The 26,671-nt window shown below is 43.1% G+C and carries 25 protein-coding genes; 6 read left to right on the top strand and 19 right to left on the bottom strand.

The genetic code is table 11. The annotated features are described in order from the left end of the window. Nucleotides 1–25: 25 nt before the first annotated feature. From rplV to AC59IL_RS22830, 14 genes are all read right to left on the bottom strand, one after another. Nucleotides 26–367: a 50S ribosomal protein L22 gene (gene rplV / locus AC59IL_RS22895; RefSeq protein ID WP_496554529.1), complete on the bottom strand. Its 342-nt coding sequence runs from the start codon at nucleotides 365–367 to the stop codon at nucleotides 26–28. 82 nt (nucleotides 368–449) lie between these two features. Beyond that, entirely contained in the window at nucleotides 450–722 is a 273-nt protein-coding gene (gene rpsS, locus AC59IL_RS22890; protein ID WP_496554528.1) for a 30S ribosomal protein S19, read from the bottom strand. Nucleotides 723–829: 107 nt separating this feature from the next. Continuing rightward, nucleotides 830–1,669 carry a 50S ribosomal protein L2 gene (rplB, locus tag AC59IL_RS22885; RefSeq protein WP_496554527.1) on the bottom strand — a complete coding sequence of 280 codons (840 nt, stop codon included), beginning with the start codon at nucleotides 1,667–1,669 and terminating at the stop codon, nucleotides 830–832. A 92-nt stretch (nucleotides 1,670–1,761) separates the two neighbouring features. After that, nucleotides 1,762–2,061 (bottom strand): 50S ribosomal protein L23, encoded by a 300-nt coding sequence (gene rplW, locus AC59IL_RS22880; protein ID WP_496554526.1) that lies wholly within the window; start codon nucleotides 2,059–2,061, stop codon nucleotides 1,762–1,764. Between the two features lie 107 nt (nucleotides 2,062–2,168). Further along, nucleotides 2,169–2,801, bottom strand: coding sequence for a 50S ribosomal protein L4 (gene rplD, locus AC59IL_RS22875; RefSeq protein ID WP_496554525.1), 633 nt, complete (start codon nucleotides 2,799–2,801; stop codon nucleotides 2,169–2,171). Nucleotides 2,802–2,870: 69 nt separating this feature from the next. Beyond that, nucleotides 2,871–3,488: a 50S ribosomal protein L3 gene (gene rplC / locus AC59IL_RS22870; protein ID WP_496554524.1), complete on the bottom strand. Its 618-nt coding sequence runs from the start codon at nucleotides 3,486–3,488 to the stop codon at nucleotides 2,871–2,873. Nucleotides 3,489–4,002: 514 nt separating this feature from the next. Continuing rightward, a complete protein-coding gene (rpsJ, locus tag AC59IL_RS22865) occupies nucleotides 4,003–4,308 on the bottom strand; it encodes a 30S ribosomal protein S10 (RefSeq protein WP_014220852.1) in 306 nt (101 codons plus the stop codon). 584 nt (nucleotides 4,309–4,892) lie between these two features. Continuing rightward, the gene (locus AC59IL_RS22860; protein WP_496554523.1) at nucleotides 4,893–5,705 is read right to left on the bottom strand and encodes a hypothetical protein; all 813 of its coding nucleotides are present in this window, start codon (nucleotides 5,703–5,705) and stop codon (nucleotides 4,893–4,895) included. Between the two features lie 75 nt (nucleotides 5,706–5,780). After that, entirely contained in the window at nucleotides 5,781–7,661 is a 1,881-nt protein-coding gene (locus AC59IL_RS22855; protein ID WP_496554522.1) for an LTA synthase family protein, read from the bottom strand. Between the two features lie 17 nt (nucleotides 7,662–7,678). Then, the gene (locus AC59IL_RS22850; protein WP_496554521.1) at nucleotides 7,679–8,482 is read right to left on the bottom strand and encodes a hypothetical protein; all 804 of its coding nucleotides are present in this window, start codon (nucleotides 8,480–8,482) and stop codon (nucleotides 7,679–7,681) included. Between the two features lie 65 nt (nucleotides 8,483–8,547). Continuing rightward, nucleotides 8,548–10,725 (bottom strand): S9 family peptidase, encoded by a 2,178-nt coding sequence (locus tag AC59IL_RS22845; RefSeq protein WP_496554520.1) that lies wholly within the window; start codon nucleotides 10,723–10,725, stop codon nucleotides 8,548–8,550. A gap of 554 nt (nucleotides 10,726–11,279) precedes the next feature. Further along, the gene (gene fusA / locus AC59IL_RS22840; protein WP_496554519.1) at nucleotides 11,280–13,430 is read right to left on the bottom strand and encodes an elongation factor G; all 2,151 of its coding nucleotides are present in this window, start codon (nucleotides 13,428–13,430) and stop codon (nucleotides 11,280–11,282) included. A 210-nt stretch (nucleotides 13,431–13,640) separates the two neighbouring features. Continuing rightward, nucleotides 13,641–14,435, bottom strand: a complete 795-nt coding sequence (locus tag AC59IL_RS22835; RefSeq protein ID WP_496554518.1) for a M57 family metalloprotease — start codon at nucleotides 14,433–14,435, stop codon at nucleotides 13,641–13,643. 320 nt (nucleotides 14,436–14,755) lie between these two features. After that, nucleotides 14,756–15,553: a M57 family metalloprotease gene (locus AC59IL_RS22830; RefSeq protein ID WP_496554517.1), complete on the bottom strand. Its 798-nt coding sequence runs from the start codon at nucleotides 15,551–15,553 to the stop codon at nucleotides 14,756–14,758. Nucleotides 15,554–15,880: 327 nt separating this feature from the next. Between AC59IL_RS22830 and AC59IL_RS22825 the strand changes: the two genes are divergently transcribed. Beyond that, nucleotides 15,881–18,511, top strand: coding sequence for a S8 family serine peptidase (locus AC59IL_RS22825; protein ID WP_496554516.1), 2,631 nt, complete (start codon nucleotides 15,881–15,883; stop codon nucleotides 18,509–18,511). A gap of 348 nt (nucleotides 18,512–18,859) precedes the next feature. On the opposite strand, the gene rpsG is transcribed toward AC59IL_RS22825, so the two are convergent. The 3 genes from rpsG to AC59IL_RS22810 all read right to left on the bottom strand — a co-directional run bounded on the left by rpsG (nucleotide 18,860) and on the right by AC59IL_RS22810 (nucleotide 20,936). Further along, on the bottom strand, nucleotides 18,860–19,327 hold the full coding sequence (rpsG, locus tag AC59IL_RS22820; protein ID WP_496554515.1) for a 30S ribosomal protein S7: 468 nt from the start codon (nucleotides 19,325–19,327) through the stop codon (nucleotides 18,860–18,862). Nucleotides 19,328–19,353: 26 nt separating this feature from the next. Continuing rightward, nucleotides 19,354–19,734 carry a 30S ribosomal protein S12 gene (rpsL, locus tag AC59IL_RS22815; protein WP_014220863.1) on the bottom strand — a complete coding sequence of 127 codons (381 nt, stop codon included), beginning with the start codon at nucleotides 19,732–19,734 and terminating at the stop codon, nucleotides 19,354–19,356. A 137-nt stretch (nucleotides 19,735–19,871) separates the two neighbouring features. After that, complete coding sequence (locus AC59IL_RS22810) at nucleotides 19,872–20,936, bottom strand: branched-chain amino acid aminotransferase (protein ID WP_496554514.1); 1,065 nt, start codon at nucleotides 20,934–20,936, stop codon at nucleotides 19,872–19,874. Between the two features lie 147 nt (nucleotides 20,937–21,083). On the opposite strand from AC59IL_RS22810, the gene AC59IL_RS22805 reads away from it, so the two are divergent. The 5 genes from AC59IL_RS22805 to AC59IL_RS22785 all read left to right on the top strand — a co-directional run bounded on the left by AC59IL_RS22805 (nucleotide 21,084) and on the right by AC59IL_RS22785 (nucleotide 24,875). Then, a complete protein-coding gene (locus tag AC59IL_RS22805) occupies nucleotides 21,084–21,725 on the top strand; it encodes a hypothetical protein (protein ID WP_496554513.1) in 642 nt (213 codons plus the stop codon). 368 nt (nucleotides 21,726–22,093) lie between these two features. Then, nucleotides 22,094–22,678, top strand: a complete 585-nt coding sequence (rdgB, locus tag AC59IL_RS22800; RefSeq protein ID WP_496554512.1) for an RdgB/HAM1 family non-canonical purine NTP pyrophosphatase — start codon at nucleotides 22,094–22,096, stop codon at nucleotides 22,676–22,678. A 104-nt stretch (nucleotides 22,679–22,782) separates the two neighbouring features. After that, nucleotides 22,783–23,361: an RNA polymerase sigma factor gene (locus tag AC59IL_RS22795; protein ID WP_496554511.1), complete on the top strand. Its 579-nt coding sequence runs from the start codon at nucleotides 22,783–22,785 to the stop codon at nucleotides 23,359–23,361. A gap of 1 nt (nucleotide 23,362) precedes the next feature. After that, nucleotides 23,363–24,316 carry a hypothetical protein gene (locus AC59IL_RS22790; RefSeq protein WP_496554510.1) on the top strand — a complete coding sequence of 318 codons (954 nt, stop codon included), beginning with the start codon at nucleotides 23,363–23,365 and terminating at the stop codon, nucleotides 24,314–24,316. A 115-nt stretch (nucleotides 24,317–24,431) separates the two neighbouring features. Further along, nucleotides 24,432–24,875: an acyl-CoA thioesterase gene (locus tag AC59IL_RS22785; protein ID WP_496554509.1), complete on the top strand. Its 444-nt coding sequence runs from the start codon at nucleotides 24,432–24,434 to the stop codon at nucleotides 24,873–24,875. A 68-nt stretch (nucleotides 24,876–24,943) separates the two neighbouring features. Here the strand turns inward: AC59IL_RS22785 and AC59IL_RS22780 are convergent, their stop codons facing one another. Together AC59IL_RS22780 and AC59IL_RS22775 are read right to left on the bottom strand one after the other, a co-directional pair. After that, nucleotides 24,944–25,681 (bottom strand): shikimate dehydrogenase family protein, encoded by a 738-nt coding sequence (locus AC59IL_RS22780; RefSeq protein ID WP_496554508.1) that lies wholly within the window; start codon nucleotides 25,679–25,681, stop codon nucleotides 24,944–24,946. Between the two features lie 103 nt (nucleotides 25,682–25,784). Beyond that, nucleotides 25,785–26,558 carry a phosphosulfolactate synthase gene (locus tag AC59IL_RS22775; protein WP_496554507.1) on the bottom strand — a complete coding sequence of 258 codons (774 nt, stop codon included), beginning with the start codon at nucleotides 26,556–26,558 and terminating at the stop codon, nucleotides 25,785–25,787. Nucleotides 26,559–26,671 lie beyond the last annotated feature (113 nt).

The following is a 26,671-nucleotide window of genomic DNA, read 5'->3' as shown; positions in this document are numbered from 1 at the left end:
TTATTATAATTTGAAAATTTGCTAATTATTTAACGTCTACAATTATAGTTACGTGGTTACTACGCTTGCGCAGGCGATAAGCTCTTCCCTGCGGAGCGGGCAACATTCTTTTCAAAGTACGTGCGCCATCTACAAAAATCGTTTTCACAATCAGGCTGGCATCAGCAGCGCTTTGTCCTTCGTTTTTCTGCTCCCAGTTATTAATGGCGCTCTTCAGTAATTTATACAGAGGAGTGGCTGAGTGTTGCGGGTGAAACTCCAGCAACGCCAGTGCTTTTTCCACTTCTACGCCACGTATTTCATCAGCCAGCAAACGCATTCTGCGGGGTGATGTGGGATAATTTTTAAGTTTAGCTACAGCTTCCATTATATTAAGTTTATCGTTTATTGTTTATCGTTTATCGTTTTGGAATCAACCAGAAACTAAAAACTAAAAACCATAAACTGCTTTAAGCGATTTTCTTACTTGAGTGTCCTTTGAACTGGCGTGTAGGTGCAAATTCGCCCAGTTTATGTCCAACCATAAATTCGGTTACATATACCGGTATGAATTTGTTGCCGTTGTGCACAGCAAATGTATGACCTACAAAATCCGGAGTAATGGTTGAACGACGGCTCCAGGTTTTAATCACACCTTTCTTTGTTTTGCCTTCGTTAATACCAAGTACTTTTTGCTCCAGCTTGGCGGCTACATAAGGACCCTTTTTAATTGAACGACCCATATCTTGAATTTGAAAATTTGAAAATTTGAAAATTAGCAAATGAGAAAACCATGAAACGCTATATAACTCAGAGAACTCATTCGCACTTTTTCATCCACATTAGCGCATTACTGAGCTAATTTCTTACCGTTTTTACGTTGAATGATCAGTTTATCGCTTCCTTTGCCTCTTTTACGTGTTTTCAGACCTTTGGCGTATTTACCGGTTCTTGAACGTGGGTGACCGCCTGAAGCTTTACCTTCACCACCACCCATCGGGTGATCTACAGGGTTCATGGCAACACCACGGTTACGGGGTTTAATACCTCTCCAACGGTTACGACCGGCTTTACCCATCATTTCGAGGTTGTGGTCGCTGTTGCTTACTATACCAACAGTAGCATAGCAATTGATCAGTACTTTTCTCAGTTCGCCTGAAGGCATTTTCAATACAGCGTACTTTTCTTCCTTGTTGGTAAGCTGAGCCGATGTACCGGCGCTGCGTACCAGCTTTCCACCCTGACCAGGCTGCATTTCGATGTTGTGCACATTGGTACCCAAAGGCATGCTCTTCATTTGAAGCGCATTACCAATTTCAGGAGCAACGCTGTCGCCCGACTCGATGGTAGCACCTACCTGCAAACCCTGGGGAGCGATGATATATCTTTTCTCGCCATCTTTATAATTGATCAGCGCGATAAATGCAGTACGGTTTGGATCGTATTCGATAGATGCAACTGTACCGGGAATGTTTTTCTTATCGCGTTTGAAGTCGATGATACGGAACATTTTTTTATGTCCGCCGCCTATATAGCGCATTGACCTTCTACCCTGAACGTTACGGCCACCGGTTGATTTTGTTTTCTCCAGCAGGCTTTTTTCAGGTTGATCGGTAGTTATTTCAGCAAATGCATTACCAATTCTCCAGCGTGTACCGGCTGTAATTGGTTTGTATTTTTTAAGTGCCATTGTTAACTTCTTATACTGTTTAAAAATCTTTTGTCAATTCTTTGCGGCGATTGACTCGCCATTCTTATCCGGCCCTTTCGGGGGCGGAGCGCTTAAATATTTGCGTACAGATCGATGCTTTCGCCTTCGGCCACTTTTACGTACGCTTTTTTATAAGCCGGTTTAGTACCTGAAATAAATCCCGATTTGGTGAACCGGTTTTTTGCTTTACCGGGAACCACTACCGTATTTACTTCTGTTACTGTAACACCGTAAAAGCTTTCAACAGCTTTTTTAATTTCCAGTTTATTGGCTTTACGGTTTACACGAAAAGCAAAAGTTCTTTTAGCATCAGACAGCTTATTGCTTTTTTCGGTAACTATAGGTTTTATCAGTACTTCTGCGAGTTTCATGAAAACAAATTTGAAAATTTGAAAATTAGCAAATTTGAAAATGTTGGTTCAACCCCTGTTCTGCTTTTGCATTTGCACATTTTCTCATTTGCACATTAGCACATTAATTATGCTTCTACTTCTTCTTCGCTGAACAATTTGGCAGCGCTTTCGGTCAATACCAGCACCTGTGAATTCACAATATCATATGTATTCATATCGGCGATCAGCGTGCTTAAAGCATTCGGTATGTTGCGAACACTCAGCTGCAGATTGTCGTTATACTCAGGTAATATTACCAGTGCTTTTTTATCATCGATCTTCAGAGCTTCCATAATAGCAATAAACTGCTTTGTTTTGGGAGCTTCGAGATTAACATCTTCAATTACGAAAATTGCATTTTCTTTTGCTTTGTAAGCCAGTGCACTGATCTTGGCGAGATCCTTCACTTTACGGTTCAGTTTGAAATCGTAACTGCGGGGTTTGGGACCAAAAATAGTACCACCACCTTTGAACAACGGGTTACGAATGTTACCCTTACGTGAACCACCGGTACCTTTCTGGCGGTGCAGTTTTTTACTTGAACCTTTTACTTCCAAACGGGTTTTCACTTTGTGTGTACCCTGACGCTGTGCAGCCAGATATTGCTTTACTGCGAGGTATACAACGTGATCATTCGGTTCTGCTCCGAAAATATCATCGGGTAATTCAACAGAACGACCGGTTTTTGCACCCTTTATATTTAAAACATCTACTTGCATCGTACTTTATATTTAAAATTGCCGATTGCCGATCTTTTCAAAACTGAATCGCAATCTTAATCAACAGAATTATTTTTGAATATATACTATTGCTCCGTTATGGCCGGGAACTGATCCGCTTACCAGGATGTAATTCTTATCAGGAAATACTTTTACAATCTTCAGGCTTTTTACTTTCACGCGGTCCTGACCCATACGGCCTGCCATGCGCATACCTTTGAATACGCGCGAAGCATCGGATGAGTTACCGATTGAACCCGGAGCACGCTGACGGTCGTGCTGGCCATGGCTTTGTTCACCAACACCACTAAAACCGTGGCGTTTTACCACACCCTGAAAACCTTTACCTTTTGTGGTGCCTACGATATCAACTTTTTCGCCTTCGGCAAAAATGTCAACAGTAATGGCATCGCCTAAATTCTTTTCAGTAAAATAATTGCGGAATTCCTTTACAAATTTCTTTGCGGCTGTATTGGCCTTTGCGAAGTGATTTTTTTCAGCAGAATTTGTGTGCTTCTCGTTCTTATCTCCAAAAGCTAACTGGATCGCATTGTATCCATCTGACTCGGTAGTTTTAACCTGGGTCACAATACAGGGACCCGCTTCAATGATGGTGCAGGCAGTTTGCTTGCCATCCTGACTGAAGATGCTGGTCATCCCGATTTTTTTACCAATGATTCCTTTCATCGTTGTTCGGTTTGTGCCTTTCGTGGTTGAAGAGACATTTGCGAAATGATTGCAGAACCGGCGTTCTGTAAGGAGCTTATCCACCAGGCGGCGGACAGGCACACAACCATGAGCAACTTCAATCTCCGTTTGCTGCCGACCTTTTCTGTTAGCCACCGAAGCTTTAGCGTAGGTGACCCTGGAGTCACTTTCACCTGTTCTTCGTCATCTTTTCTGATGTCCCGACCTGCGGGATGAATAAGAAGTACCGGCAGTAAACTAACCTCGAAGGGCTAGTTCATATTTTAAAAATTTTAAAATCTCATTTTTGACCGTGAAACGGCAAACGGTAAACGTGAAATATAATTCACAGCTATTTTCACGTTTCACCTTTCACATTTCCCGATTTTATACAACCCAGCGCTGTTTTATCTGCCCGGTTAAGGAAACAGAGTTTACAGATGGGATTGAAAGAACTTTATGAAAAAACCCTGTCAGGATTTTTAGAACCCTGACAGGGTTCACTCAAATACTATCATGCTTTAATTTCAACTTCAACGCCGCTGGGTAAATCCAGCTTGCTCAGTGCATCCACTGTACGGCTGGATGATGTATAAATATCCAGTAACCGTTTATGGGTGCATAATTGAAATTGCTCACGACTTTTCTTATTCACGTGGGGTGAACGCAATACGGTAAAAATCTTTTTACGCGTAGGTAAGGGAATTGGTCCTGTTACCACAGCTCCAGTGCTGCGAACGGTTTTTACGATCTTTTCGGCAGATTTATCTACCAGGTTGTGATCGTAAGACTGTAATTTTATTCTGATTCGCTGAGACATATTGCAAAACCCATTTTTTCCAATGGGGATGCAAAGGTAGGGGTTGATATTTATTAAGCAAAAGAATTATCATAAAATTTTAAAGAAAAGAGGAAAATTTTCACCGTTTCAGCCCTTTTTGGCACCTCTACCCCAACATTGACCTCCTTTGAAGCAGATATTGGAACATACGCAGGCCATTTTTTGTTCACTTCGGATAGTCCGCTTTTCATAACATTTATTCACAATTACCTCATACCCTCTGCCCCCGGTTTCAGTACATTGGTGGGGTTTCCGTGGGTTTGTGGTCGTATTGTGGTCGTATTGGCTTGCCCTCTTCCTGCCCCCTTAGGGCACAAAAAGGGCAACAAAAGGGCACGGCAAAAGCACCCAAATACGAACAGGAGGGCACCGCGAGGGCACGCGGAAGGCAACAGGAAGGCATCAAAAGGGCAAGCCGGGGGCACCAAAAGGGCACCATGAGGGCAACGAGGGGGCACCAAAAGGGCAACAACCACTCGTCATTGGCTTATAATTCACTGAATATCAACTAAATAAACATCAAAATGTGCAAACAAATGTCTATCCGGTTCATACTCAATCAACTACTGGCCGCTTCCACTCACATTTGGCTTACCAGAAGGCGGTACAGTATTAGTTGCTGTTGATCCGTCGCCAAAAACATAGAACTGATTGCCCCGGTAAACATTGGCCAGCCAAATATTTTCAGGCCCCTGTGTAGTGGTTAATAATTCAGATATATAAAAGGAATGCTCATAAATTACCGGCTTTCCGGTGCTTTCACCAACTATCACCGTAAGGTAACTTCTGAATTTAAGGGGTGAGGTGCTTTCGGTAAAGGTGGCTTTTTTTATAGGTACGGTCGCTCCTTCAACCAGTTGATAATGTATCTTATGGTAAGCCGAATCGGGTACACTCATAAGCTGACAGGTAACACCCGTTGGCGTTTTGGTAACAAAGGTTTGGGGAGGCACAAATGCAATTTGCTCGGGCACACCTGCGGTAGCATGAATATTTCCTGAAGTTGACGCATATCCTGAGTGATAAGTATAGGTTTTGCTGTTGTTTGCAGGAATATTGTATGTACTGGTGGTACCACTAAAGCCGCCTTCTATATGAACTCTATCAGGCACATAGCTAATGGCTTTTTCATTAACGATAATGGCCGATCGCTGCCAGTCGATATACATCGGCACATTCAGCTTGTTGTGAATGGTAATATTCACCGGCGCATTAGGGCCGTTAAAATTATACACTAACTGCAGGCTGTCGTTCTCGATTATAAACTCCTGTTTTTCGTTCTTACCAATGGAAGAACTGTTAATGGTGGCATACTGGTAGGTGGTGCAGGAAGCAAAAAGTAAAATAACACCAGATAAGGGTAAACGTATTGGCATAAACTTTTTCCCTAAGTTACAGTAACGAACAGGCAAAAAAGGTTAATAAAAAATGAATTGTAGTTCTATTGTATATCATTTAACATAAATATCATTTTGAATCATCGCATTATTGTACCGTTGTATAACGGCTTTATCATATCGAAGCAGGCGTTTTTTTACCCCGGCATATTTCAGGGAATCAAGCAAATTAATTTTCAATGTACTATCATTACTGGTGTTCAGCAGGTATGCAGGTTGTTCCATTGCGTTGTTATACCCTAACACAAAACTGCTGTCGGTTACCTGAATCATACCCTGGTACTTATTAACCACATAACTTTCCACTGTATCATTTATTGAACGTCCGAACGACATAAAAGCGCCCCGATAGGCCAGTTTATCCAATATGGTAGGAACAATATCAGTTTGTTGAACCGGTTTCCTGATTTCCCTGTATACAGGGGCCGACGGATCGAACATGAAGATAGGAATGCGGTAAATGGAAAATGGATCAAATGATTTTTTAATATATCCGATTGTTGAGTGATCTGCCGTAAAAACAAAGATTGTATTTTTATACAGGTTGGTATGCTGAATACTTTCAAAAAATAAACGCAGACTATAATCCACATAACTTACACTTCTGAGAAAAGGAGTATTCCCGGCATACTTAAATTGCTGACGTAATTCAGGTGGAATGGTAAATGGCATATGGGAAGACAGATTAAAAAAAACAGACAGAAAAGGTTCTCTTTCTTTTTTTATAACCTCAGCACCATACTGCAAAAACCGGTGATCGTAAATGCCCCAGGTACCATCAAAATACCTGTCGTCATTAAAATCTTTGCGGGAATGATAATGGTCAATACCTACCATTCTGCAAAACTTACCAAAACCAAAATGATCAGGTCCGGCACCCATAAAAAAATGAGTTGAATATCCCTGCTCCTTTAAAATAGTACCTATTCCCCGTATTTTATTATTGCTATAAATTGAATGATAATACGGTTCGTCAATCAGCGGTGGCATACTTCCCAAAACTGAAACAATTCCCTGATTGGAAGCTACTCCGTTGGCAAAAGCATTGCTGCACCAGGTACTTTGTTTAATAATCGAATCAAGAAAAGGCGTTTTAGCCCGATGAGGGCTGCCTTGTTCAAATTGCTCCCTGCAAAAGCTTTCCAGGATAAATATTACTACGTTTTTACGGCGAAAAGGTTCTACCTGATTATATTGACGTTGTATCGTAAATATCGAATCCAGTTCATGCTTTTCATAATAGTTCTTTATACTTAGTTGCTTTTGCCGCATACGTATCGAATACAGAAAGTTTAAGGTTGAATTGTCGACCAGTGGCTGATATTCTGCGTCAAAATATAGTAAAGGAGTAGAAGGGAATATGGGTCTTGCTGCCGTACCGCGGGCAAATAAAGCAAAAAGCGCAATGGTAATTATACCAGCCGTATAATGCAAATACCAGTTTTTACGGGCTACAACAGATTCTCTGTTTAATATTTTTTTTGCGCAAATAGCTAACAGAACTATTACGACCACAAATGATACAACAAGGTACCAGTACAATTTTATGAATGTGGAAACAGCACTTAGTGAATCATTAAAAACGAATAAAAGATCAAGGGTGCTACGGCGGTTATTAATCCGGTAATAAGCGAGATCAATGAAATTAATAGCCAAAAAAGGAATATTCAATAACAACAATAATATTACTGCAATATTTGTTTTTATTTTAACTGGCAGCCAATAATGAATGAAAAAATAATAAAAAACAAAGGGCAGGTTTATATAAAACAACGCAGTAAAATCCAATCGTATACCCCAATAAAACATTCCTGCCAGGTTAGCACCCTGAGCGTGTCCTTTAAAATACAAAAGATAAAAACATATTCGCAGTAGCGTATAAATGGCCAGCAAACATAAATACAAAAGAAAAAAAAATCTTGTTCTTTTAATCATACAAATAATGCTATTGCTTATAAATACCCCTTGCTTTTACAATTTATTAATACCACACTTATGCTGGTATCGTTAATTAATGATTTAAAATACGACAGGTTTAAATAGTTTGTAAATGTCAGCGCCCATGTAATTTGTTTTCTCTCGCCAAATCGCTTTTTCAGGTAAGGTAAAAAAGTATCTTCCTGTGAAACGAATTGTACAGATGGCATCAGTTTTTGTTTTATTGAATCAACAACACGTTCAGATGTTCCTGGTTTTAAATATTCGATAGGTACCATATAGGAACATACAAAGCCTTTTTGAGCCAGTAAATTAATAAACTCAATCCTCGAAGATTCAATAACAACGTACTTTTTAATACCATATAACGCATGGCATTTTGAAAAAAAATCAGCTGCATTATCAAAAGACGAAGTATCTATTTCTTTTACATCTATCCACAATCCTTTATTCCCCTGCTTTAGCTCTTTAAAATAGGTGTCTAAAAACAAATCAATTGGAGGAGCCGGTGGATGGTATACTCTAAAATTTTGTGCAGCAGTATCAAATACTACGTCTGTTTCAAGCCCTGCAAAATAATCCTTCATATACATAAACCGTTCATAACTATCAATCCGGTGAGCCCACAGTTTTTCGCATGGAGGTACATTCTGTAACCCTCCTGTAAGTGAAGTTCTTTGCCTGAGGCTACAACCTAAACTATTTAAACGACTTCGCTGAAATGCAAATAATATTTCGAGCCGGAAAATAAACAGCAAAACAATAACCCCTGTCAATATCACTAATCCGTAAATCCGTTGCTTCGCTTTTATAGACATGTTGAACATTTCTGATTTTAACGCTTGTGTCTTTGTACCTTGTTTTGTATCCTGAACCCAAATTCTTACCTGCCTCCCGGTTCGCAATGTGCTTTGAGATAATTGGTATACAAGGTGCTTAAATGCTCAAATGTGCCGGCTCCTTCGGATATGCTGTGGGTGCGGTTGGGATAGCTCATAAACTGAAACTGCTTATTGTATTTGATCAGTTCATTCAATAAAAGCTCGGCATTCTGATAGTGCACATTGTCGTCGCCGCTGCCATGAATATACAATAAGTCGCCCCTTAAATTTTTAGCATGGGCAATGGGTGAACCGTTTATATAATCAATGCTGTTTTCCTGGGGCAATCCCATATACCGTTCCTGGTAAATATTGTCATAGGTGAATATACTGCCCACTGCGGCAACCGAAATTCCTGTTTTATAAATTTCAGGATACTGGAACATCAGGTTAAGGGTAGCCGATCCTCCCCCACTCCATCCCCAAACTGCAATTCGTGAAGTATCAACAAAAGTCCATTTCAACACTTCTTTGGCGGCCAGCGCCTGATCACGAATATTCACGTCGCCTATTTTGCGGTAAATCACTTTTCGCCAGGCACGGCCTTTGGGCACCGGTGTTCCACGGTTATCGATTGAAATATAAATGTAGCCGTCGGCAGCCATGTTGCCTCTGTACAGGAAATTATTTTCAACCCCATACTGATCCCTTACATTCTGTCCCCAGGGTTCGGTATACACATAAAATACTACAGGATATTTTTTAGTACTGTCGAAGTCGAGCGGTTTTACCATCCACCCGTCCATTTCAACGCCTTCTTCGGTTTTTATTTTAAAAAACTCCAGGCCGGTAGCTTTATCGGCCTTGCCAATGGCGTCGGTCACTTTGTTTTCGCCATTCAATCCTTTATGATCAGGCAACGAAACAAATTCATCGGTATAGGGTGTGAAATAGTTCGAAAAAACATGGCGGGCAAAAGTGGCGTTGGGCGATACAGCATATTCATGGGTACCGGTCTGGCCAACCGGTGATACCAGTTCTTCTTTTCCTTTACCGGTAAGCTTTGTGCGATACAAATATTTTTGGGTTCCATTGGTGGGCGAGGCCATAAAGTATACATAACCGCTTTTTTCATCGATGGCTGAAATTTCCATTACGTCGTAGTTGCCATTGGTGATGCGTATTTCTTTTTTGCCATCGCGGGTAATGCGATACAGGTGGCGCCAGCCGTCTTTTTCCGAAGCCCAGATAAATTCTTTACCTCCGTTGATCCAGTCCCAGCCACCCCAGATGTAATCGTTGTCCCACAGAGGAAGAATATCAATCCATGCAGAATCTTTTTCGGTATAAATGATTTGCGAAGCGCCGGTTTGCACATTGCATACTAACAGGTCGCTTTGGTTTTGCCTGCGGTTCAGGTGCTGTACAATCAGTTCATTACTATTGGCGGCCCATTCCATGCGGGGTACATAGCTTTGTAAAACGGGGTCGGTAGCAATATCCATCCATTGTGTTTGGGCAGAAGCAACATCTACCACCCCTATTTTAAAAGGCGAAGGTGGTTCTCCGGCGATGGGGTATTCAACGGGCACGGCAAAGGGATAAACTGAATCGGTGTTATCCACCATCAGATAATCTTTGGTTTTGCGTGCATCGATCTGCCAGTAGGCAATATGTTTGCTGTCGGGGCTCCAGCGAAATCCATCTCTGCAAAAAAACTCTTCTTCGTATACCCAATCAAAGGTTCCGTTGATGAATTTGCGGTTACCATCTTTGGTAAGTTGCTGCACTGTGCCATTGGCCAGCTCTTCAACATATAAATTGTATTCACTTACATAGGCTACTTTGGAGCCATCGGGCGAAAATTTGGCAAACATCAGTGATGAAGCAGGCCTGTTTTTGCCTATACGGGTCAGTGAACCGGTATTGCTGTCGAAAACCCAGTAATCGCCTCTTGTTTGCAGGCGCCATACTTTTTTAGAATTGGTAAACAGCAGCACCTTTTTTTCATCGCCCGAAAAGCTAAAACTGCGAACCGACAAGGGGGCATGGCCTCCCTGGGGCGTTAACTGGCTTTTTGAAATAACAGTCGTTTTTGCATTTTGCGGAAGCGTATATAAAGCAAGTTCTCCTCCCTCTATACGATAATAACCATTACCAGTTTTAGCCCATTTTATATTTCCCTGAGCTAACAGCGAAAAAGGAGCAAACCCGATAATGATAACAAATAACCATTTCATGTACGATACTGATTGACAATGCATGCTGAAAATTTTGGTGCAGGAAATTAAGACATTGAACGCAAACAAACATTACCGTAAATAAAAACAACGGCAATCAGGTCAAAAAAATGAAAACAGTCAAAAAAGTCAAAGGAGTCAAACAGGTCATTCAACCTCTTTGACTCCTTATGCTATTTCATTTAACCCAAAGAACCAACATGTTTAAAAGGAATATTCTTTATATCCTGACAGATAAATAAAATACCCCTGTGTGCAACAGGGGTACCGCATGGATTCAAAGGATTATAGTGTTTAATAGTCGATGCTACTCCCTCCGGGAAAAAATCAGGTAATTTGGGTTATTACAGGTGCAAAATAACACTTGTATCTATGAGCTAAGGAACAAATTAATAAGTGCGCTAATATGACCAATAACCGTGCAGTTTTGCCAATAGCCGTGTAATTCAACCCGCCAATAGTCGGGCAGGCTTCGCTCAGTACAGATGGCAAACACAAAAAAGCCCCTCCGCTTTTGGCAGAAGGGCTCTATAATAAGAGATATGAACCCGATATTAATCGTTCACTTTCACTTTTCCTTTCACCTTGGCAATCACTTCTTCAGCGATGTTGTTGGGTGCAGGAGCATAGTGGCTGAACTCCATGGTGCTGGTAGCACGGCCTGAAGATAAGCTACGCAACTGAGTTACATAACCGAACATTTCGCTCAGCGGCACTTTGGCTTTGATCACCTGGGCACCACCGCGGCTGTCCATACCTTCGAGCATACCACGACGACGGTTAAGGTCACCGGTAACATCACCCATGTATTGATCAGGCGTAATTACTTCAACTTTCATGATAGGCTCCAGTAAGGTAGGTTGCGCTTTGCGGCCTGCTTCACGGAAACCACTCTTGGCGCACAACTCGAACGACATGGCGTCAGAGTCAACCTGGTGGAAGCTACCATCAAATACACGCACCTTCATATTCTCCATGGGGTAGCTGGCCAGTACACCGGTACCCATGGCCTGCTCAAAACCTTTTTGAATAGCAGGAACAAACTCACGGGGAATTGATCCACCGAAGATATCGTTCACGAACTGGTAGCGTTTATCAGGATTTTCTTTCAGGAACTCTTCATCGGCGGGTCCTAATTCAAAAATGATGTCGGCGAATTTACCCCGACCACCGGTTTGTTTCTTCAGGATCTCGCGATGTTCAATCGACTTCTTGAAAGCTTCTTTATAAGCAACCTGGGGAGCACCCTGGTTAACTTCTACTTTAAACTCACGTCTCATACGATCGATGATGATCTCAAGGTGAAGCTCACCCATACCACGTAAAATGGTTTGACCGGTTTCTTCATCGGTATTTACGCGTAATGTAGGATCTTCTTCAACCAGCTTGGCAATGGCCATACCCATTTTATCAACGTCGGCCTGTGTTTTAGGCTCAATGGCAATGGCAATTACCGGCTCGGGGATGAACATGTTTTCCAATACGATCGGATGATTTTCATCGCACAGGGTATCACCGGTTTTGATTTCCTTGAAACCAACTGCTGCAGCGATATCACCAGCCTCGATGAAATCGATTGGGTTTTGTTTGTTGGCAAACATCTTCATGATACGGCTGATACGCTCGTTTTTACCACTACGCATGTTCTTTACATACGAACCGGCATCGAGGTGGCCGCTGTAACAGCGGAAGAAGGCCAAACGACCTACAAACGGATCGGTCATAATTTTGAATGCCAGCGCCGCAAACGGAGCTTTAGGATCAGCCTTACGGGTTACCGGCTCACCGCTATCGGGATCAGTACCTACTGTATCCTCAATATCAACGGGTGAAGGCAGGTAACGGCAAACAGCATCCAATGCAGTTTGTACGCCTTTATTTTTGAAAGAAGAACCGCACATCATCGGAACGATGCTGAGGTCGATGGTAGCTTTACGAATAGCCTCGTGTACTTCATCTTCTGAGATCGTATTTGGATCATCAAAGAATTTTTCCATGAGCTTGTCATCATATTCAGCTACTGCTTCAATGAGGTTTTGCCTCCACTCTTCAGCTTCTGCCTGCATATCAGCCGGAACAGGAATTTCATCGAAGGTCATACCTTCTGTTTCCATATGCCAGATGATACCTTTCATTTTGATCAGGTCAACCACGCCTTTGAAATCATCTTCGGCGCCGATGGGCAACTGCAGGGGAACTGCTTTTGCACCCAGCATTTCTTTAACCTGTTTAACCACCATTAAAAAGTCGGCACCTGAACGGTCCATTTTATTTACGAAACCGATACGGGGAACTTTATAGCGGTTAGCCTGACGCCAAACGGTTTCAGACTGAGGTTCAACACCATCAACGGCACTGAACAGTGCGATCAAACCATCCAGTACACGCATTGAACGCTCTACTTCTACAGTAAAGTCAACGTGTCCCGGAGTATCGATGATGTTGAAATAATATTTTTTTGTATTTGCATCTGCCTTACCTTTTACGGTAGGAAAGTTCCACTGGCAGCTAACAGCAGCAGAGGTAATGGTGATACCTCTTTCTTTTTCCTGCTCCATCCAGTCGGTAGTGGCCGCTCCGTCATGCACCTCTCCAATTTTATGGATCATACCGGTATAGCGCAAAATACGCTCGGTAGTAGTTGTTTTACCGGCATCAATATGTGCCGCAATACCAAAATTTCTTTGTAGTCGTAAGTCTGCCATGACTTGTTAAATTTTCTTTTGTTTTTTTATCCAGGGAAAAATGCCCTGAAAATGAAGTTCGCAAAGGTATGCAATTCCACGGAATTTGAAGCGGAACGGGGGTAAAAATAAAGCTGCACCGCCGGTTTGAAGGGTAAAAAAGAAAGTCCTGCGCCGGTTGAGCCGGAGACAGGACTTTTTGGGTGCAGTAACCAACCTGGTAATAAAAAATTAATACAGGTAGTTCAAAGCAATTTTATCGTTTGCGTTAAACGGCCGGTCCTGGCCAGAACCTATACAGCTCAGCATCCAGCTGTTGGGGTCGGCGCCGGTTGGCGTTCCCGGAATGTTAATAGCGCCCACTCCGGCAGAACCTTCATTTACAGCAGATCCGCCGCAGCTGTACGATCTGTTAAAATAGTCGGTATGGCGGAAACCAATACAATGGCCAATTTCATGCGCTAAAATGCTGGCAACCGTATTTTGTGGCTGCCCTGCAACAGCGGTAGAAACAAGAATAACCTGGTTGTAGGGATTACCCGATGAAGTAGGGAAACCCGATGAGGCCAGGAAACTGCCTGTACCGTTTACGATGGAAATATTGGCGCCCGAGGTAACACGCGTAAAAGTGATCGTGAGCCCCAGTGCATTGTAGCGAGCCAACGCGGTATTCAGGGCTGTTGACCAGGTAGACAAGCTGGAAGCAAGGCTCACCGTAATATTTCTCGGCAAACTTCTTACGAGGTTTGTGGTACGATACTGCTCTTCACCGGCCACCCGCAAAAGCGACACATCGGCTTTTGCATTCAGATCGGCCGGGCTAAGCAGAATATCTCCCTCAACAATGTAATTTCCTTTTCCGTCAGAAATTACGTCTTTATTACTGAATCCGAGGTTGTAAATTTTGGCAAGTGCTTCATCTGAAACAGTTGAAGAGCTTTCATTTTTTGCATTTTTGCGACAAGCAAATAACAGAAGAGCACAACCTGCTGCAATAGCGGTTGTTTTGAAAATTAACTTTCTCATGTGCATTTTTAGATTTAATGGTGGTTAATGGTATGGTTACTACACGCGCTAATTGTCAATTTACTAAATTATCTTGTTCATTTGATACCCAATTGGCTATCACCCGCAGAAAAACGCATTTTTACCCAATTACCCAGAAGTATAAACGTTTTTGGTGGAAAACTTTTTTCAATCATTAAAAAAATACTCTATACAACAAGGTTAGTATATCGAAACAGTACGTATGTAATTTCGGATTTTTACGAAAACCCACATAAACACAAAACCCGCTTCACCAGCGGGTTTTGCCTTAATAACCTTTATTATTATCAGAATAGTTTTTAATACAAATAATTTAACGCCACCTGGTCGTTGCTGTTGAACGGACGGTTATCGCCTGAACCGATGCACGACAGCATCCACGAACCGGCATCGGGACCAGAAGGCGTATTCGGGATCTGTACAGCACCAATAGTTGAGGCTCCTTCATTTGTGGCAGCTCCGCCGCAGCTATACGAACGATCCATCCAGTCGGTATGACGGAAGCCTATGCAATGGCCCATTTCATGCGCCAGAATAGAGGCAACGGTATATTGCGGCTGATTGCCAATGGCCCTTGAATTTACTTTTATCTGGTTGTACGGATCTCCTGATGAGGTAGGGAAACCGGCAGAGGCCAGATAACTTCCATTGCCTTTTACAATTGAAATAGCAGCGCCCGAAGAAACACGCTGAAAAGTGATCTGCAGGTTCTGGGCATTGTAACGGCCAATCGCTTCATCAAGCGCTGCCACATACGACGAAGGCAGCTGCGAGGATATGCTTACTTTGATAACACGTGGTAAACCTGTTACCAGGTTATACGTGCGGTATTGCTCAACAGAGCCTACTCTGAAAAACTGCATCGACGGAACGGAGGTTAAATCGGCTTTACTAAGCACAATATCGCCTTCCACCACATAATTTCCGTCTTCGTTCAACGATACATTTTTGTTACTAAACCCAAGATTATAAATCTGACCAAGGGTTTCTTCAGAGATGGACGCAGTTTGTCCGGTACTGGCATTTTTTCGGCAGGAATACAGTGCAAAAACGCATACTACAAGTACAACAGTAGTTTTGATGAGGGCATTTCTCATGAGTGTTTTGATTTAACAGTTAATAATTGAAAGCAAATCACAACATTTAACGGTTTACAATTAAATAGTTATTTCAATTTAAGTAAAATCATAAAGTGTATAGCTCATAAAATAGCAACATAGTTGCAGAACACCCCCATTTTACCCAGAAACCTGCAGAATAATCCATATATGTGGAAAGAAATTGTTCATAGTCAATTTACCCTATGCCATGTAGTTAGATATTACACAAAGAACTTACTGTGCTATTTGGTTAATCAGGTGGTAAAAAATTGTAGATTGTGCATACGAAAATTCATCGGGCCAAAACAACCTAAATACGTGAAGATGAAATCATCCGGGCTCTTCCTGCTTATCTTATTCTTACTGATGCATGGCGTACAGGCACAGCCAACACTTCAGCCGGTTAACCGGAAATTTTCGCCTGTGTTACAAAAAAGCAAAACGCTTTTTTCGAAAAACCAGCAACAAATATTCTGGATCGTTACTTCGAATACCGATTCGGCCAAAAAATATTTCAGTCAAAAGCAATTACCGCTGCAGATTACAGGTGAATATACCGGCGGTTTGCTGATTGTTAAAAGCAACTGGCAAACCATCGACTCGCTCACAGCTGCCTTACCGTTTATTCGTTTTGTAGATATTCCCCGCCAACCGCACGAAGAGCTGGCCATAGGATCGTTCGATAACAGCCTCAACACCATTAACCAGGTACATGCGCAATTTCCACAGTTGAACGGTAACTCAATGGTTGTTTCGGTAAAAGAAAACAAGCCCGATACCGCGGATATTGATTTTACAGGAAGATATCTTTCTACCCCCCTGGCGGCTGAAGCCATTACATCGCACGCCAGCATTATGGCAACCATTATTGCCGGCGGAGAAAACTCATTTTATACCGGCAGCGGAGCTGTTCCGGCTGCACAGCTTACCTCTTCGAATTTTGCCAATCTTTTACCCGATGCCGATAATGATTACCGGCAATACGGCATTTCGGTGCAGAACCATTCGTATGGAACGGGCATTGAAAACTATTATGGCGCCGATGCCGCCGCCTATGATGCCAGCACCATTAACAATCCTGGGTTACTGCATGTTTTTTCAGCCGGCAATTCGGGCAATGCTGCCAGTACGGGACCTTATGCCGGTATAATGAACATGGCCAATATTACGGGCAGTTTTAAAATGGCTAAGAATATCATAACCGCAGGTGCTACCGATTCTTTCGGAATTGTGGCTTTTCTTAGTTCAAAAGGCCCTGCTTACGACGGACGGATAAAACCCGAACTGGTTGCCTTTGGCCAGGACGGCAGCTCAGGCGCCGCCGCCCTTACTTCGGGGGCTGTGCTTTTACTGCAACAACAATATAAAAATCAACACAGCGGAACACTTCCCTCTTCTGCATTGGTAAAAGCGGCTTTGCTGAACAGTGCCGATGATACAGGCCCCAAAGGCCCCGACTATCAATCGGGCTTCGGAATTTTGAATACTTATAAAGCTTTACAAACACTGGCCAGTGGAAACTATTATGCAGGTTCAGTAGCACAGGGCGGTACCCAAACTTTTTCACTCACCGTACCTGGCAATACCCGCTTATTAAAAATATTGTTGTGCTGGAACGATCCCGCTGCAGCAGCGAATGCCTCCAAAGCGTTGATCAATGATCTTGATCTTGAACTGGTGAATAACAGCACCACACAGGTATGGCAACCCTGGGTGCTGAGTGCAGCCCCGATCATCGATTCGCTGCTATTACCGGCTGTTCGTAAAAAAGATACGCTCAATAATGTTGAACAGATAACGATCGATAACGCCCCCGCAGGAACCTATACCATACGGGTTAAAGGTTTCGCCGTTACCGGTAACCAGTCATTTTTTATAGCATGGCAAACCGATGCAGCCGATCAGTTTCAATGGCAGTTTCCGGTGGCAACCGACTATATCTCCGGGACAAACCCCAACCTGCTTCGCTGGTCATCGACCTTCAGCAATACCACCGGCGTTCTGGAATACAGTGTAAACAAAGGTGTTACCTGGCAGGCGATCAATAATGCAACACCGCTGAATGCGCATACCACGTACTGGAATGCACCTGATACTTTTTGCACGGCCCTGCTTCGCATGACCATCAACGGTCAATCTTTTATATCCGATACTTTTACCATTTCAACACCCGTTCAGGTGAAAGTTGGTTTTAACTGTCCCGATTCAGTGATGTTATACTGGAATCGTGCGCCATCTGTTAGTGCGTATAATGTGTACCGTTTGGGCGATAAATACCTGCAGCGTGTTACAACCTTAACCGATACTTTCCTCATCATTCATCAACCCGGTTCGTTCAACTGGTATACAGCAGCACCGGTAATCGGCAACAGAGAAGGCCTGAAAGCATACACCCTCAATTACAAAATGCAGGGGGTAGATTGCTACCTGAAAACATTCCTGGCCGATCTCGACGATCGCGGTGGATCTTCACCGGCGGCGCAGCTTACTATTGAAATAGGTTCGTTTTATAACGTTAAGAGCTTAACGGTTGAAAAGCTAACCAAAAACGGTTTTCAAACCCTGCAGATCGTTCAACCTGTAACCGCCCTCGATTACCTGTTGTTTGATAATAACCTCACCGATGGCACCAACACCTATCGCTTAAAAATTGAGCTAACCAATGGGTTGGTCATTTACAGCAGTCAGCAAAGTGTTTATTATTTCCTCACCACCCGGTATATCATTTTCCCCAACCCGGCAAAAGCTACCGGTTCATTGCAGATTTTTACCAAAGAAGAACCAGTCAATACCCAGGTGATTTTATACAATTCACCTGGTCAAAAGGTATTGCAATACAACTTACAGGAAACGGCAAATTACGTTCCGCTCAGCGGACTTAAAGGTGGAATCTATTTTATACTGATACTCAAAAACGGGAAGAAGGATTTTGCGGGCAGGGTAATGGTGCAGTAGGTCGAATATTGAATGTCGAATGATGAAGTAATAAGCAGGCATCAGGAGTTGGAAGGTTTACAAGTTAAAAAGTTAACAGGTTAACTGAAGCAGAAGTAATTGCCGATTCATCCCGCCTTAGCGGGACCGTTTGGCGTTTCACGACTTTATCCGCTGTTCGTGTGCAGCTGAAGCTTTAGGCGCCGGTGTTATAGCTTAGTACAGAAACACGGAGGCGAGCAGTAGCGAAGGCGCATTTACCATTGACCCCGTCCGACCGGGTCATCCGGGCGGGCATTCACCATTGATATAAAAAAACCCACCGGCACGTAACCGATGGGTGTATAATCAGATATGCTGTAGTAAGCGTTATACTCTAAAGTGAGCAAAAGCCTTGTTGGCTTCAGCCATACGGTGGGTATCTTCTTTCTTTTTGAAAGCACCGCCTTCACCTTTGCTGGCAGCAACGATTTCGTTAGCCAGTTTTTCAGCCATGCTACGACCGTTTCTATCACGGCTATAGCGAATCAGCCACTTCATGCTCAGGGAAATTTTTCTTTCTGCACGAACTTCTGCAGGAATCTGGAAAGTAGCACCACCAATTCTACGGCTGCGTACTTCTACAGCAGGCGTAACATTGTTCAGGGCTTTTTTCCATACTTCATACCCATTTTCGCCGGTTGTTTTAGCAACCCGCTCCAATGCAGTATAGAATATTTCGAATGCTGTATTCTTTTTTCCTTCCCACATCAGGTTGTTGATAAACCTTGTAACCTGCACATCATTATACCTTGCATCAGGCGCTAAGGGAATTTTTTTGGCTTTTGTCTTCCTCATTTATAAAGATTTGTGAGCGTCAGCGATTATTTTTTAGCTTTTTCCTTTTTAGTTCCGTATTTAGAACGGCTTTGTTTACGGTCTTTTACACCGGCCGTATCCAGGCTACCGCGAACGATATGGTAACGTACACCTGGTAAGTCTTTAACACGACCGCCGCGAACCAGCACAATTGAGTGCTCCTGCAGGTTGTGACCTTCACCGGGTATATAGGCAATCACCTCAACTTTATTTGTTAAACGAACCTTAGCCACTTTACGCAAAGCCGAGTTAGGCTTTTTGGGAGTGGTTGTATATACACGGGTGCAAACACCACGACGGAAAGGACAGGAGTCTAAAGCTCTTGATTTACTTTTAGCCTTGATGATTTCTCTTCCTTTTCTTACCAATTGTTGAATAGTAGGCATTATGAACCTTTTGATTTTGGGACGGCAAAGGTAAGCGTATTAATTTTATAACCAAAAAATTGCGGGATACTTTTTCACATTGATTCATTTTAGATGTTAATTACCTGAAAAATAGGCTAAAAAGCAGGATTTTTACCTTACACTTTGTACATCCACCCATATTTATCTGCGGTTTTCCCTTCGCGTATGGCATCGAGGCGCTTTTTTATTTCGGGGGTTACCTGCCATTTGTCGGTATCGAAAGTCATCACAAAATCCTTGTATTTCAATTCCCTGATCAACGAAACTGTGGCGGCTGTGCCTGTGCCGAATACTTCGCGTAATTCGCCGGCGCGGTAAGCTTCGATCAAACTATCAACCGAAACCGGTTTCTCCTCTACGGTAAGTCCCATTTCTTCGAGTATCGTCATCACGCTGTCGCGGGTAACGCCGGCCAGAATGGTTCCTGAGCTCAGATCGGGTGTAACAGCTTTATTGCCAATCACAAAAAACACGTTCATGGTGCCTATTTCCTGCACATATTTATGCTCGTATACATCGGTCCACAAAACCTGGTCGTATCCCTGCTTTTTAGCTTCGGCTGTTACAAACATACTGGCCCCGTAATTACCGGCCGCTTTGGCATAGCCAACGCCGCCCGGCGCTGCGCGTGTGTATTTTTCTTCAACGTAAATACGCATGGGGGCGCTGTAATAAGGCCCGGTGGGGCTCATGATAATGAGGAACTTATAATTTTCCGACGGTCGCACCCCTATCATTTCATCGGATGAAAACATAAAGGGACGAATGTACAGCGAGTGATTTTCCCGGGCGGGTATCCAGTTTTTATCAAGCGCTACCAGCTGGCGCATCCCTTCCATAAAAATTTCTTCGGGAACCGAAGGCATCTGCATGCGTTCGGCCGATATATTGAATCGTTTAAAATTGTCATATGGCCTGAAAATAAAAGCCTCCCCCGATTTGCTCCTGTAGGCTTTAATACCCTCAAAAATCGCCTGTCCGTAATGCAAAGCCGCTACCGACGGACTTAATACCAACGGCTGATAGGGTTTTATTTCTACATTTTTCCATTCACCATTTTCAAAATCCGCTTCAAGCATGTGATCGGTAAAGGTTCTGCCAAAGGGAATATTTTCAAGATTTACCCCCGACAACCTGCTGTGGTCAACTTTTGTTACAGGGATGCTATATGCTTCTACCATAATCCAGTATTTTTGAGGCACAAATAAACAAAGAAAGTTTCTGGCCGTCAAAAATATTGCTAACATTCGTTAGCATTAATAGAAGACGATTTCTATTCACTTGTAACTGATATAGTTATCGCCATTTAAAAGAACAGTTTGTACTCAATGAGTTTGAAAAACATCAAATTACCCGATATAGTTATTGCTGATTTGTACCGGCATTCGTTAATTGAATACGATGGCGAAATAACTACTGACTCCCGGCCTGCTGCGGTTGAAACGAATACTGTTGCAACCCCGCCGCCTGTTGAACCGAAGACCCCGGAACCTGTTAAACAGCCCGAACCTGTAAAACAACCCGGATCTGTAAAACAGCCTGAAACTATTCAACCGGGGGCTCAGCAACCGGTTAGCTATAAAACGCTTGGAAACAATAAGCAACAAATTGCCATTGTGGTAAATTTTCCGAACGAAGTGTTTTTGCCGGAATCCGATTTACAATTCCTTACCAAAATGTTAAGCGCATGCAAGCTGAATATGGCCGATGTAGCCATCGTAAATCATGCGGTGGCTCAGGTGGCTATAGAGCCGTTAAAACAGCAATTGCAGCCAAAATACGTGTTGTTATTCGGGGTTGAACCGGGGACCATTCAGCTGCCCATCAGTTTTCCGGCTTTTAAAGAGCAGGCTTATGCCGGCAGTACGTATTTATTTACCCCCGGGTTGAACGAGCTGAACCAGGAAAATGAGGACGCAAAGCTGTTGAAAAGGAAGCTGTGGGATTGTTTAAAGAGAATGTTTTTATAGCAGAACGCGAAACGCAGAACGCTGAACGCGAAACGCTTAAACCAGAGGTGTATTCAGCGTTAAGCATTAAGCGTTCGGCATTTAGCATATTCACAAAAGCAGAACGCGAAACGCTTAACGCAGAACGCTCAAAATGAAGGTGTATTTGCGTTAAGCATTAAGCGTTCGGCATTTAGCATATTCACAAAAAGCAGAACGCGAAACGCTGAACGCAAAACGCTCAAAACGAGGTGTATTTGCGTTAAGCATTAAGCGTTCGGCGTTTAGCATATTCACAAAAAGCAGAACGCGGAACGCAAAACGCTGAACTCCTAAAACGAGGAGTATTTGCGTTAAGCATTAAGCGTTCAGCATTTAGCATATTCACCATGAAGTTAATTTTCGCAACAAATAACGATCATAAAGTACAGGAAATACAGGCGGCCATAGGCCATGCGCTGGAAGTTATCAGTTTAAAACAGGCCGGTATCGATATCGACATTCCAGAGCCACATGATACGCTGGAAGCAAATGCATCGGAAAAATCGCGTACCATTTATCAGTTAACGGGTGAAAATTGTTTTAGTGAAGATACAGGCCTCGAAGTAGCCGCCCTGAACGGTGAACCGGGGGTAAAAAGCGCTCGATATGCCGGTGAAGACAAGGCTTTTGATAAAAATATTGATAAATTGTTGCATAAACTGGGCAATAACAGCAACCGTCAGGCACGTTTTCGTACCGTTATTTCTTTAATATGGCAGGGTCAGGAACGGCTTTTTGAGGGTATCTGTGAGGGAACCATTTCGGGCGAACGGCATGGCGACGGCGGCTTTGGCTACGACCCCGTTTTTACACCGGCCGGCAGCAACAGAACCTTTGCCCAAATGACGTTAAACGAAAAAAACGCCATCAGCCATCGTAAAAAAGCAGCCGACAAACTGGTGTTGTTTTTAAAAGAACAGGTAAATGCATAAAAACATCCGAAGGGTTACGCGCGCGGAAACTAACCCGTTGAACACACCCACCCATCGGATGCCTGAACAGGGCTTAATTTTTTAATACATAGAAAAAAGTTTTTTTGAACCAAAAAAGCAACTATACCATTTCTGAATCCGACTTAATAAAGGGATGCATTGCGGGAGACAGGCGAATGCAGGAAGAACTGTATCACCGGTTTGCTCCCAAAATGTATGCAGTTTGTTTGCGCTATGCCAATAATGCCGAAGATGCACAGGATCTGCTTCAGGAAGGGTTTATAAAAGTATACAGGAATTTACACCATTTCAGGGCAGAGGGTTCTTTTGAAGGATGGATCAGACGGGTATTTGTAAATACTTCTATTGAACATTTTCGTAAAAAATCGGCCAAACTGTCGATGGTCAGTGAAAAGGAAGAAAGCACTATTGAAGACAGTGATATTTCGGCCCTTGAAAACCTGGCGCAAAAAGATATCATAAAAATTGTACAGGAATTATCACCCGGCTACAGAACAGTGTTTAACCTGTATGTAGTTGAGGGATATTCGCATAAAGAAATAGGTGATATGCTTGGAATCAGCGAAGGCACCAGTAAGTCGCAACTGGCGCGAGCGAAATCAGTTTTACAAAAAAAGATAACCCAATATTTAAGCGATACGCAAAAATCCTATACCCGGTAATATGGCTACAAATATTCAACATACGCTTCTTCACCTTGAAGTACAACCCCCGCCTGGCGTGTGGCCCGAAATAGCGGCCCGGTTGAATACTGAATTTGATGCAGACGAAGTACCGGTTGCTCAAAAGATGTATGATCTGGAAGTAACCCCGCCGGCCGCCGCATGGAACAATATTGCTGCTGCCCTGCCGCAACAACAGCCTGTTCAGCAACCGGCCAAAGTAATTGCCTTTCCGGTTCGTAAAGCTATTGCAGTTGCTGCCGCCATGGTATTAATTACTCTGGGCGCCTGGTATTTTCTGAACAATTCTTCTTCTAATAATAACAGCAATGAAGTAGTTGCCAAACAAACTTTCACCACTCCATCAACTAACAATAATACAACGCCTCAGCAACAGGCTGAACCCGCAATTCCCGAAAATAATGATCAGCAGGCTGATGAACCGGCGCCAAAATCATCCGGTGCAGCCCTTTCATCGCTGGTGCCGGTCCGAATGGTGAACCGTTATGCAAACAGAACTGCTTCTCAACCGGCTCCATATATCAGCGATTATCAGCCCATAGCCACCAGTTATGCAGGCGTAACTGATGTGCAGGCGGTACCCTTTACCAAAAGTGATTTACCAAGCGTGGAAGGGCCGCTTATTCGCGATGCCAACGGTCAGGTCATTCTGGATAAAAAACTCATTACCTCTCCCGATGACTGTTATATTACCATTACCGGCCCCAATGGTGAGCAAACACGCATCTCTTCCAAATTCGTGCATATCATCAGTTCGCTGAACGATGATGTGGAGCCGCAGGATTATTTTGATTTTATGATGCAGGAAAACAGCCTGTGGAAAATGCGTTTTCGCGAATGGAAGACCAAACTGCTGAACCAGTCGTCGTTTATTCCAACCGCTACCAGTTTGACCGATATACTGGAGTTGAAGGACCTGCTGCAGGAAAACTGATACCAACAGGCAACAGGCAATAGGCAATAGGCAATAGGCAATGGACAACAGGCAATAGGCAAAACAAATACCTTTGCGGCTTAGCCTTTGCGCGAAACAAATAATCAAATACAGAATGGCACGAATTAAAGTTGAGCTCCCTGAACATTTTTCTTTTACCGCTACTATACCGGTTCGCATAACCGATTTAAATTATGGTAAACATGTTGGCAATGATACCATTCTTTCGATGATACATGAAGCGCGGGTACAATACCTTGCCAGCTATGGTTATGGCGAACTGACCCTCGCAGGCGCCGGCCTCATCATGAGCGATGTGGCCATTGAATTTAAAAGCGAATTGTTTTATGGCGATGTGGTGACCGTATCGGTGGTTGCAGCCGACTTTTCGAAAATAGCCTTCGACCTGTATTATAAACTCGAAAAAAACAAAGGCGATACCAAACAACTGGTTGCCATTGCCAAAACGGGCATGGTGTGCTATGATTATGATAAGAAAAGAGTGACGGCTGTTCCCTCTGAAGTAGTTGAGAAGTTGACTAAGCAGTTGAAAAGTTAACAAGTTGATCTGTTAACAAGTTGATCTGTTGACAAGTTAACTAATCAACTTGTCAACTGGTTAACATGTTAACTGGTCAGCCAAATCCTCCAGCTCTCTTCTGCCTGAATAACCAGCATATCGGCGCCATTTTCAATGGCAGCGCCCCGCTCCTCCCCCTTCTGCAGAAATAATGTTTTGGCAGGATTGTAAATAAGATCGAATAAATAATGTTGTGAAGTGAGTGCCTGATAGGGCAACAACGGACACTCATCTACGTTGGGATACATGCCTAACGGACTTGTATTAATAATCAGCTGATGTTCTTTTATAACAGCTTCGGTAACCTGCCCGTACGAAATCTTTTTGCTGCCCGATGCTGTTCGCGATACTTCAATATATTCAATACCCAGTTTATTCAACACATAATGCACCGCTTTGGCAGCGCCACCGGTGCCCAGTACCAGGGCTTTTTTATGATGCGGTTGCAGCTTCGGTAATAAACTCTTTTCAAAACCCACCACATCGGTATTATGACCGGTAAGCAAACCATTTTCGATCTTAATACAGTTACAGGCGCCGATTGCCTGCACCACTTCGCTTTGAGCCGATAAAAAAGGAATTACCTTTTCTTTATAAGGAATGGTAACATTCAGTCCGCATAAATCGGAGTGCTGTTGAATAAGCGCCGGAAATTCACTGATATCGGCCAGCGGAAAATTTTCGTATAAACAACCGGCAATATGCTCCCGCTGAAATTTTTCAGTAAAATATTTCTGAGAAAATGAATGGCTTAACGGATAGCCAATCAGGCCGTACTTTCTCATCGTTTTCGTTTAATTTTTGTCCCTCCGTAATTTACCGTGAATCGTGAATCGGCAATCGTGAATGAAAACCTCATTTTGCCGATTGCCGATTCACGATTGCCGACTAATGTTTTGAGTTGCCGTTCAAAAACAAATTGAACGTATCGCCCCGCAAACCTATACGCATGGTTTCGAGTGGAATTACTTCAGTTGGAGCAATGTTACCGAGGTTTACATTGCAGCCCAGCAGTTCGATAAAGTAAAGCTGCTGTGCTTTCTGGGGGGCTTCCCACAATATTTTTTCACCGGGAATCTGGGTGAGAATTTCCTGTACAAGGCCTTCGCGTACTTCGCCGCTTCCGCGGTAAATACCCACATTACCAGCTTCACGAGCTTCGGCAATAACATACGATGAACCGGCGTTCAGTTCGGCCCGCATCAGTTCGATCCATTTATAAGGGGGAATAATGTGAGCGGCATCTTTACTGCCCACTTCACTTAACACAGTGCCATGTTTGGCCAGCTTTTCGATATAGCCGCATTTTTCGGCATGGGGTATATTGATCGAACCATCGCTCACCTCCATATAAGATATCTCATAATCCTTGCAAACACTGATGTAATCATTAAACTGGTTACGGATCAAAAATGCCTCAAACAAAGTACCCCCAAAATAAACGGGAATATCATAGGATCTGTAAACTTCAATTTTTTCGCGCAGGTTGGGTGTTACAAATGAAGTTCCAAAGCCAAGCTTTACAACATCTACATGAGGGTGCGAAACACTCATAAAGTTTTGCGCTTCGGGAATGCTCAGGCCCTTATCCATTACCATCGTAATACCGCTGTTGCGTGGTTTCTTTATCCTGTCAGGGATCTGTGTGAGGTTAAAATTCATTCCTTGGTATTTTGTGCAACAATTTTATAGCCGCCGCAAAAATAAGAGAAAACAGGTTACAAGGAACAGCCTCCTGGCACAACTGACCACAATCAGTATCAATTGGCAATGGG

This window comes from Niastella sp. sgz303648 (assembly GCF_059587045.1).
This window is presented reverse-complemented; position numbering and strand designations above follow the sequence as displayed.

Bases quoted from the DNA above. Each gene is read 5' to 3' on its own strand.
- rplV (WP_496554529.1), bottom strand. From the start codon at position 367: ATGGAAGCTGTAGCTAAACTTAAAAATTATCCCACATCACCCCGCAGA.
- rpsS (WP_496554528.1), bottom strand. From the start codon at position 722: ATGGGTCGTTCAATTAAAAAGGGTCCTTATGTAGCCGCCAAGCTGGAG.
- rplB (WP_496554527.1), bottom strand. From the start codon at position 1,669: ATGGCACTTAAAAAATACAAACCAATTACAGCCGGTACACGCTGGAGA.
- rplW (WP_496554526.1), bottom strand. From the start codon at position 2,061: ATGAAACTCGCAGAAGTACTGATAAAACCTATAGTTACCGAAAAAAGC.
- rplD (WP_496554525.1), bottom strand. From the start codon at position 2,801: ATGCAAGTAGATGTTTTAAATATAAAGGGTGCAAAAACCGGTCGTTCT.
- rplC (WP_496554524.1), bottom strand. From the start codon at position 3,488: ATGAAAGGAATCATTGGTAAAAAAATCGGGATGACCAGCATCTTCAGT.
- rpsJ (WP_014220852.1), bottom strand. From the start codon at position 4,308: ATGTCTCAGCGAATCAGAATAAAATTACAGTCTTACGATCACAACCTG.
- AC59IL_RS22860 (WP_496554523.1), bottom strand. From the start codon at position 5,705: ATGCCAATACGTTTACCCTTATCTGGTGTTATTTTACTTTTTGCTTCC.
- AC59IL_RS22855 (WP_496554522.1), bottom strand. From the start codon at position 7,661: ATGATTAAAAGAACAAGATTTTTTTTTCTTTTGTATTTATGTTTGCTG.
- AC59IL_RS22850 (WP_496554521.1), bottom strand. From the start codon at position 8,482: ATGTCTATAAAAGCGAAGCAACGGATTTACGGATTAGTGATATTGACA.
- AC59IL_RS22845 (WP_496554520.1), bottom strand. From the start codon at position 10,725: ATGAAATGGTTATTTGTTATCATTATCGGGTTTGCTCCTTTTTCGCTG.
- fusA (WP_496554519.1), bottom strand. From the start codon at position 13,430: ATGGCAGACTTACGACTACAAAGAAATTTTGGTATTGCGGCACATATT.
- AC59IL_RS22835 (WP_496554518.1), bottom strand. From the start codon at position 14,435: ATGAGAAAGTTAATTTTCAAAACAACCGCTATTGCAGCAGGTTGTGCT.
- AC59IL_RS22830 (WP_496554517.1), bottom strand. From the start codon at position 15,553: ATGAGAAATGCCCTCATCAAAACTACTGTTGTACTTGTAGTATGCGTT.
- AC59IL_RS22825 (WP_496554516.1), top strand. From the start codon at position 15,881: ATGAAATCATCCGGGCTCTTCCTGCTTATCTTATTCTTACTGATGCAT.
- rpsG (WP_496554515.1), bottom strand. From the start codon at position 19,327: ATGAGGAAGACAAAAGCCAAAAAAATTCCCTTAGCGCCTGATGCAAGG.
- rpsL (WP_014220863.1), bottom strand. From the start codon at position 19,734: ATGCCTACTATTCAACAATTGGTAAGAAAAGGAAGAGAAATCATCAAG.
- AC59IL_RS22810 (WP_496554514.1), bottom strand. From the start codon at position 20,936: ATGGTAGAAGCATATAGCATCCCTGTAACAAAAGTTGACCACAGCAGG.
- AC59IL_RS22805 (WP_496554513.1), top strand. From the start codon at position 21,084: ATGAGTTTGAAAAACATCAAATTACCCGATATAGTTATTGCTGATTTG.
- rdgB (WP_496554512.1), top strand. From the start codon at position 22,094: ATGAAGTTAATTTTCGCAACAAATAACGATCATAAAGTACAGGAAATA.
- AC59IL_RS22790 (WP_496554510.1), top strand. From the start codon at position 23,363: ATGGCTACAAATATTCAACATACGCTTCTTCACCTTGAAGTACAACCC.
- AC59IL_RS22785 (WP_496554509.1), top strand. From the start codon at position 24,432: ATGGCACGAATTAAAGTTGAGCTCCCTGAACATTTTTCTTTTACCGCT.
- AC59IL_RS22780 (WP_496554508.1), bottom strand. From the start codon at position 25,681: ATGAGAAAGTACGGCCTGATTGGCTATCCGTTAAGCCATTCATTTTCT.
- AC59IL_RS22775 (WP_496554507.1), bottom strand. From the start codon at position 26,558: ATGAATTTTAACCTCACACAGATCCCTGACAGGATAAAGAAACCACGC.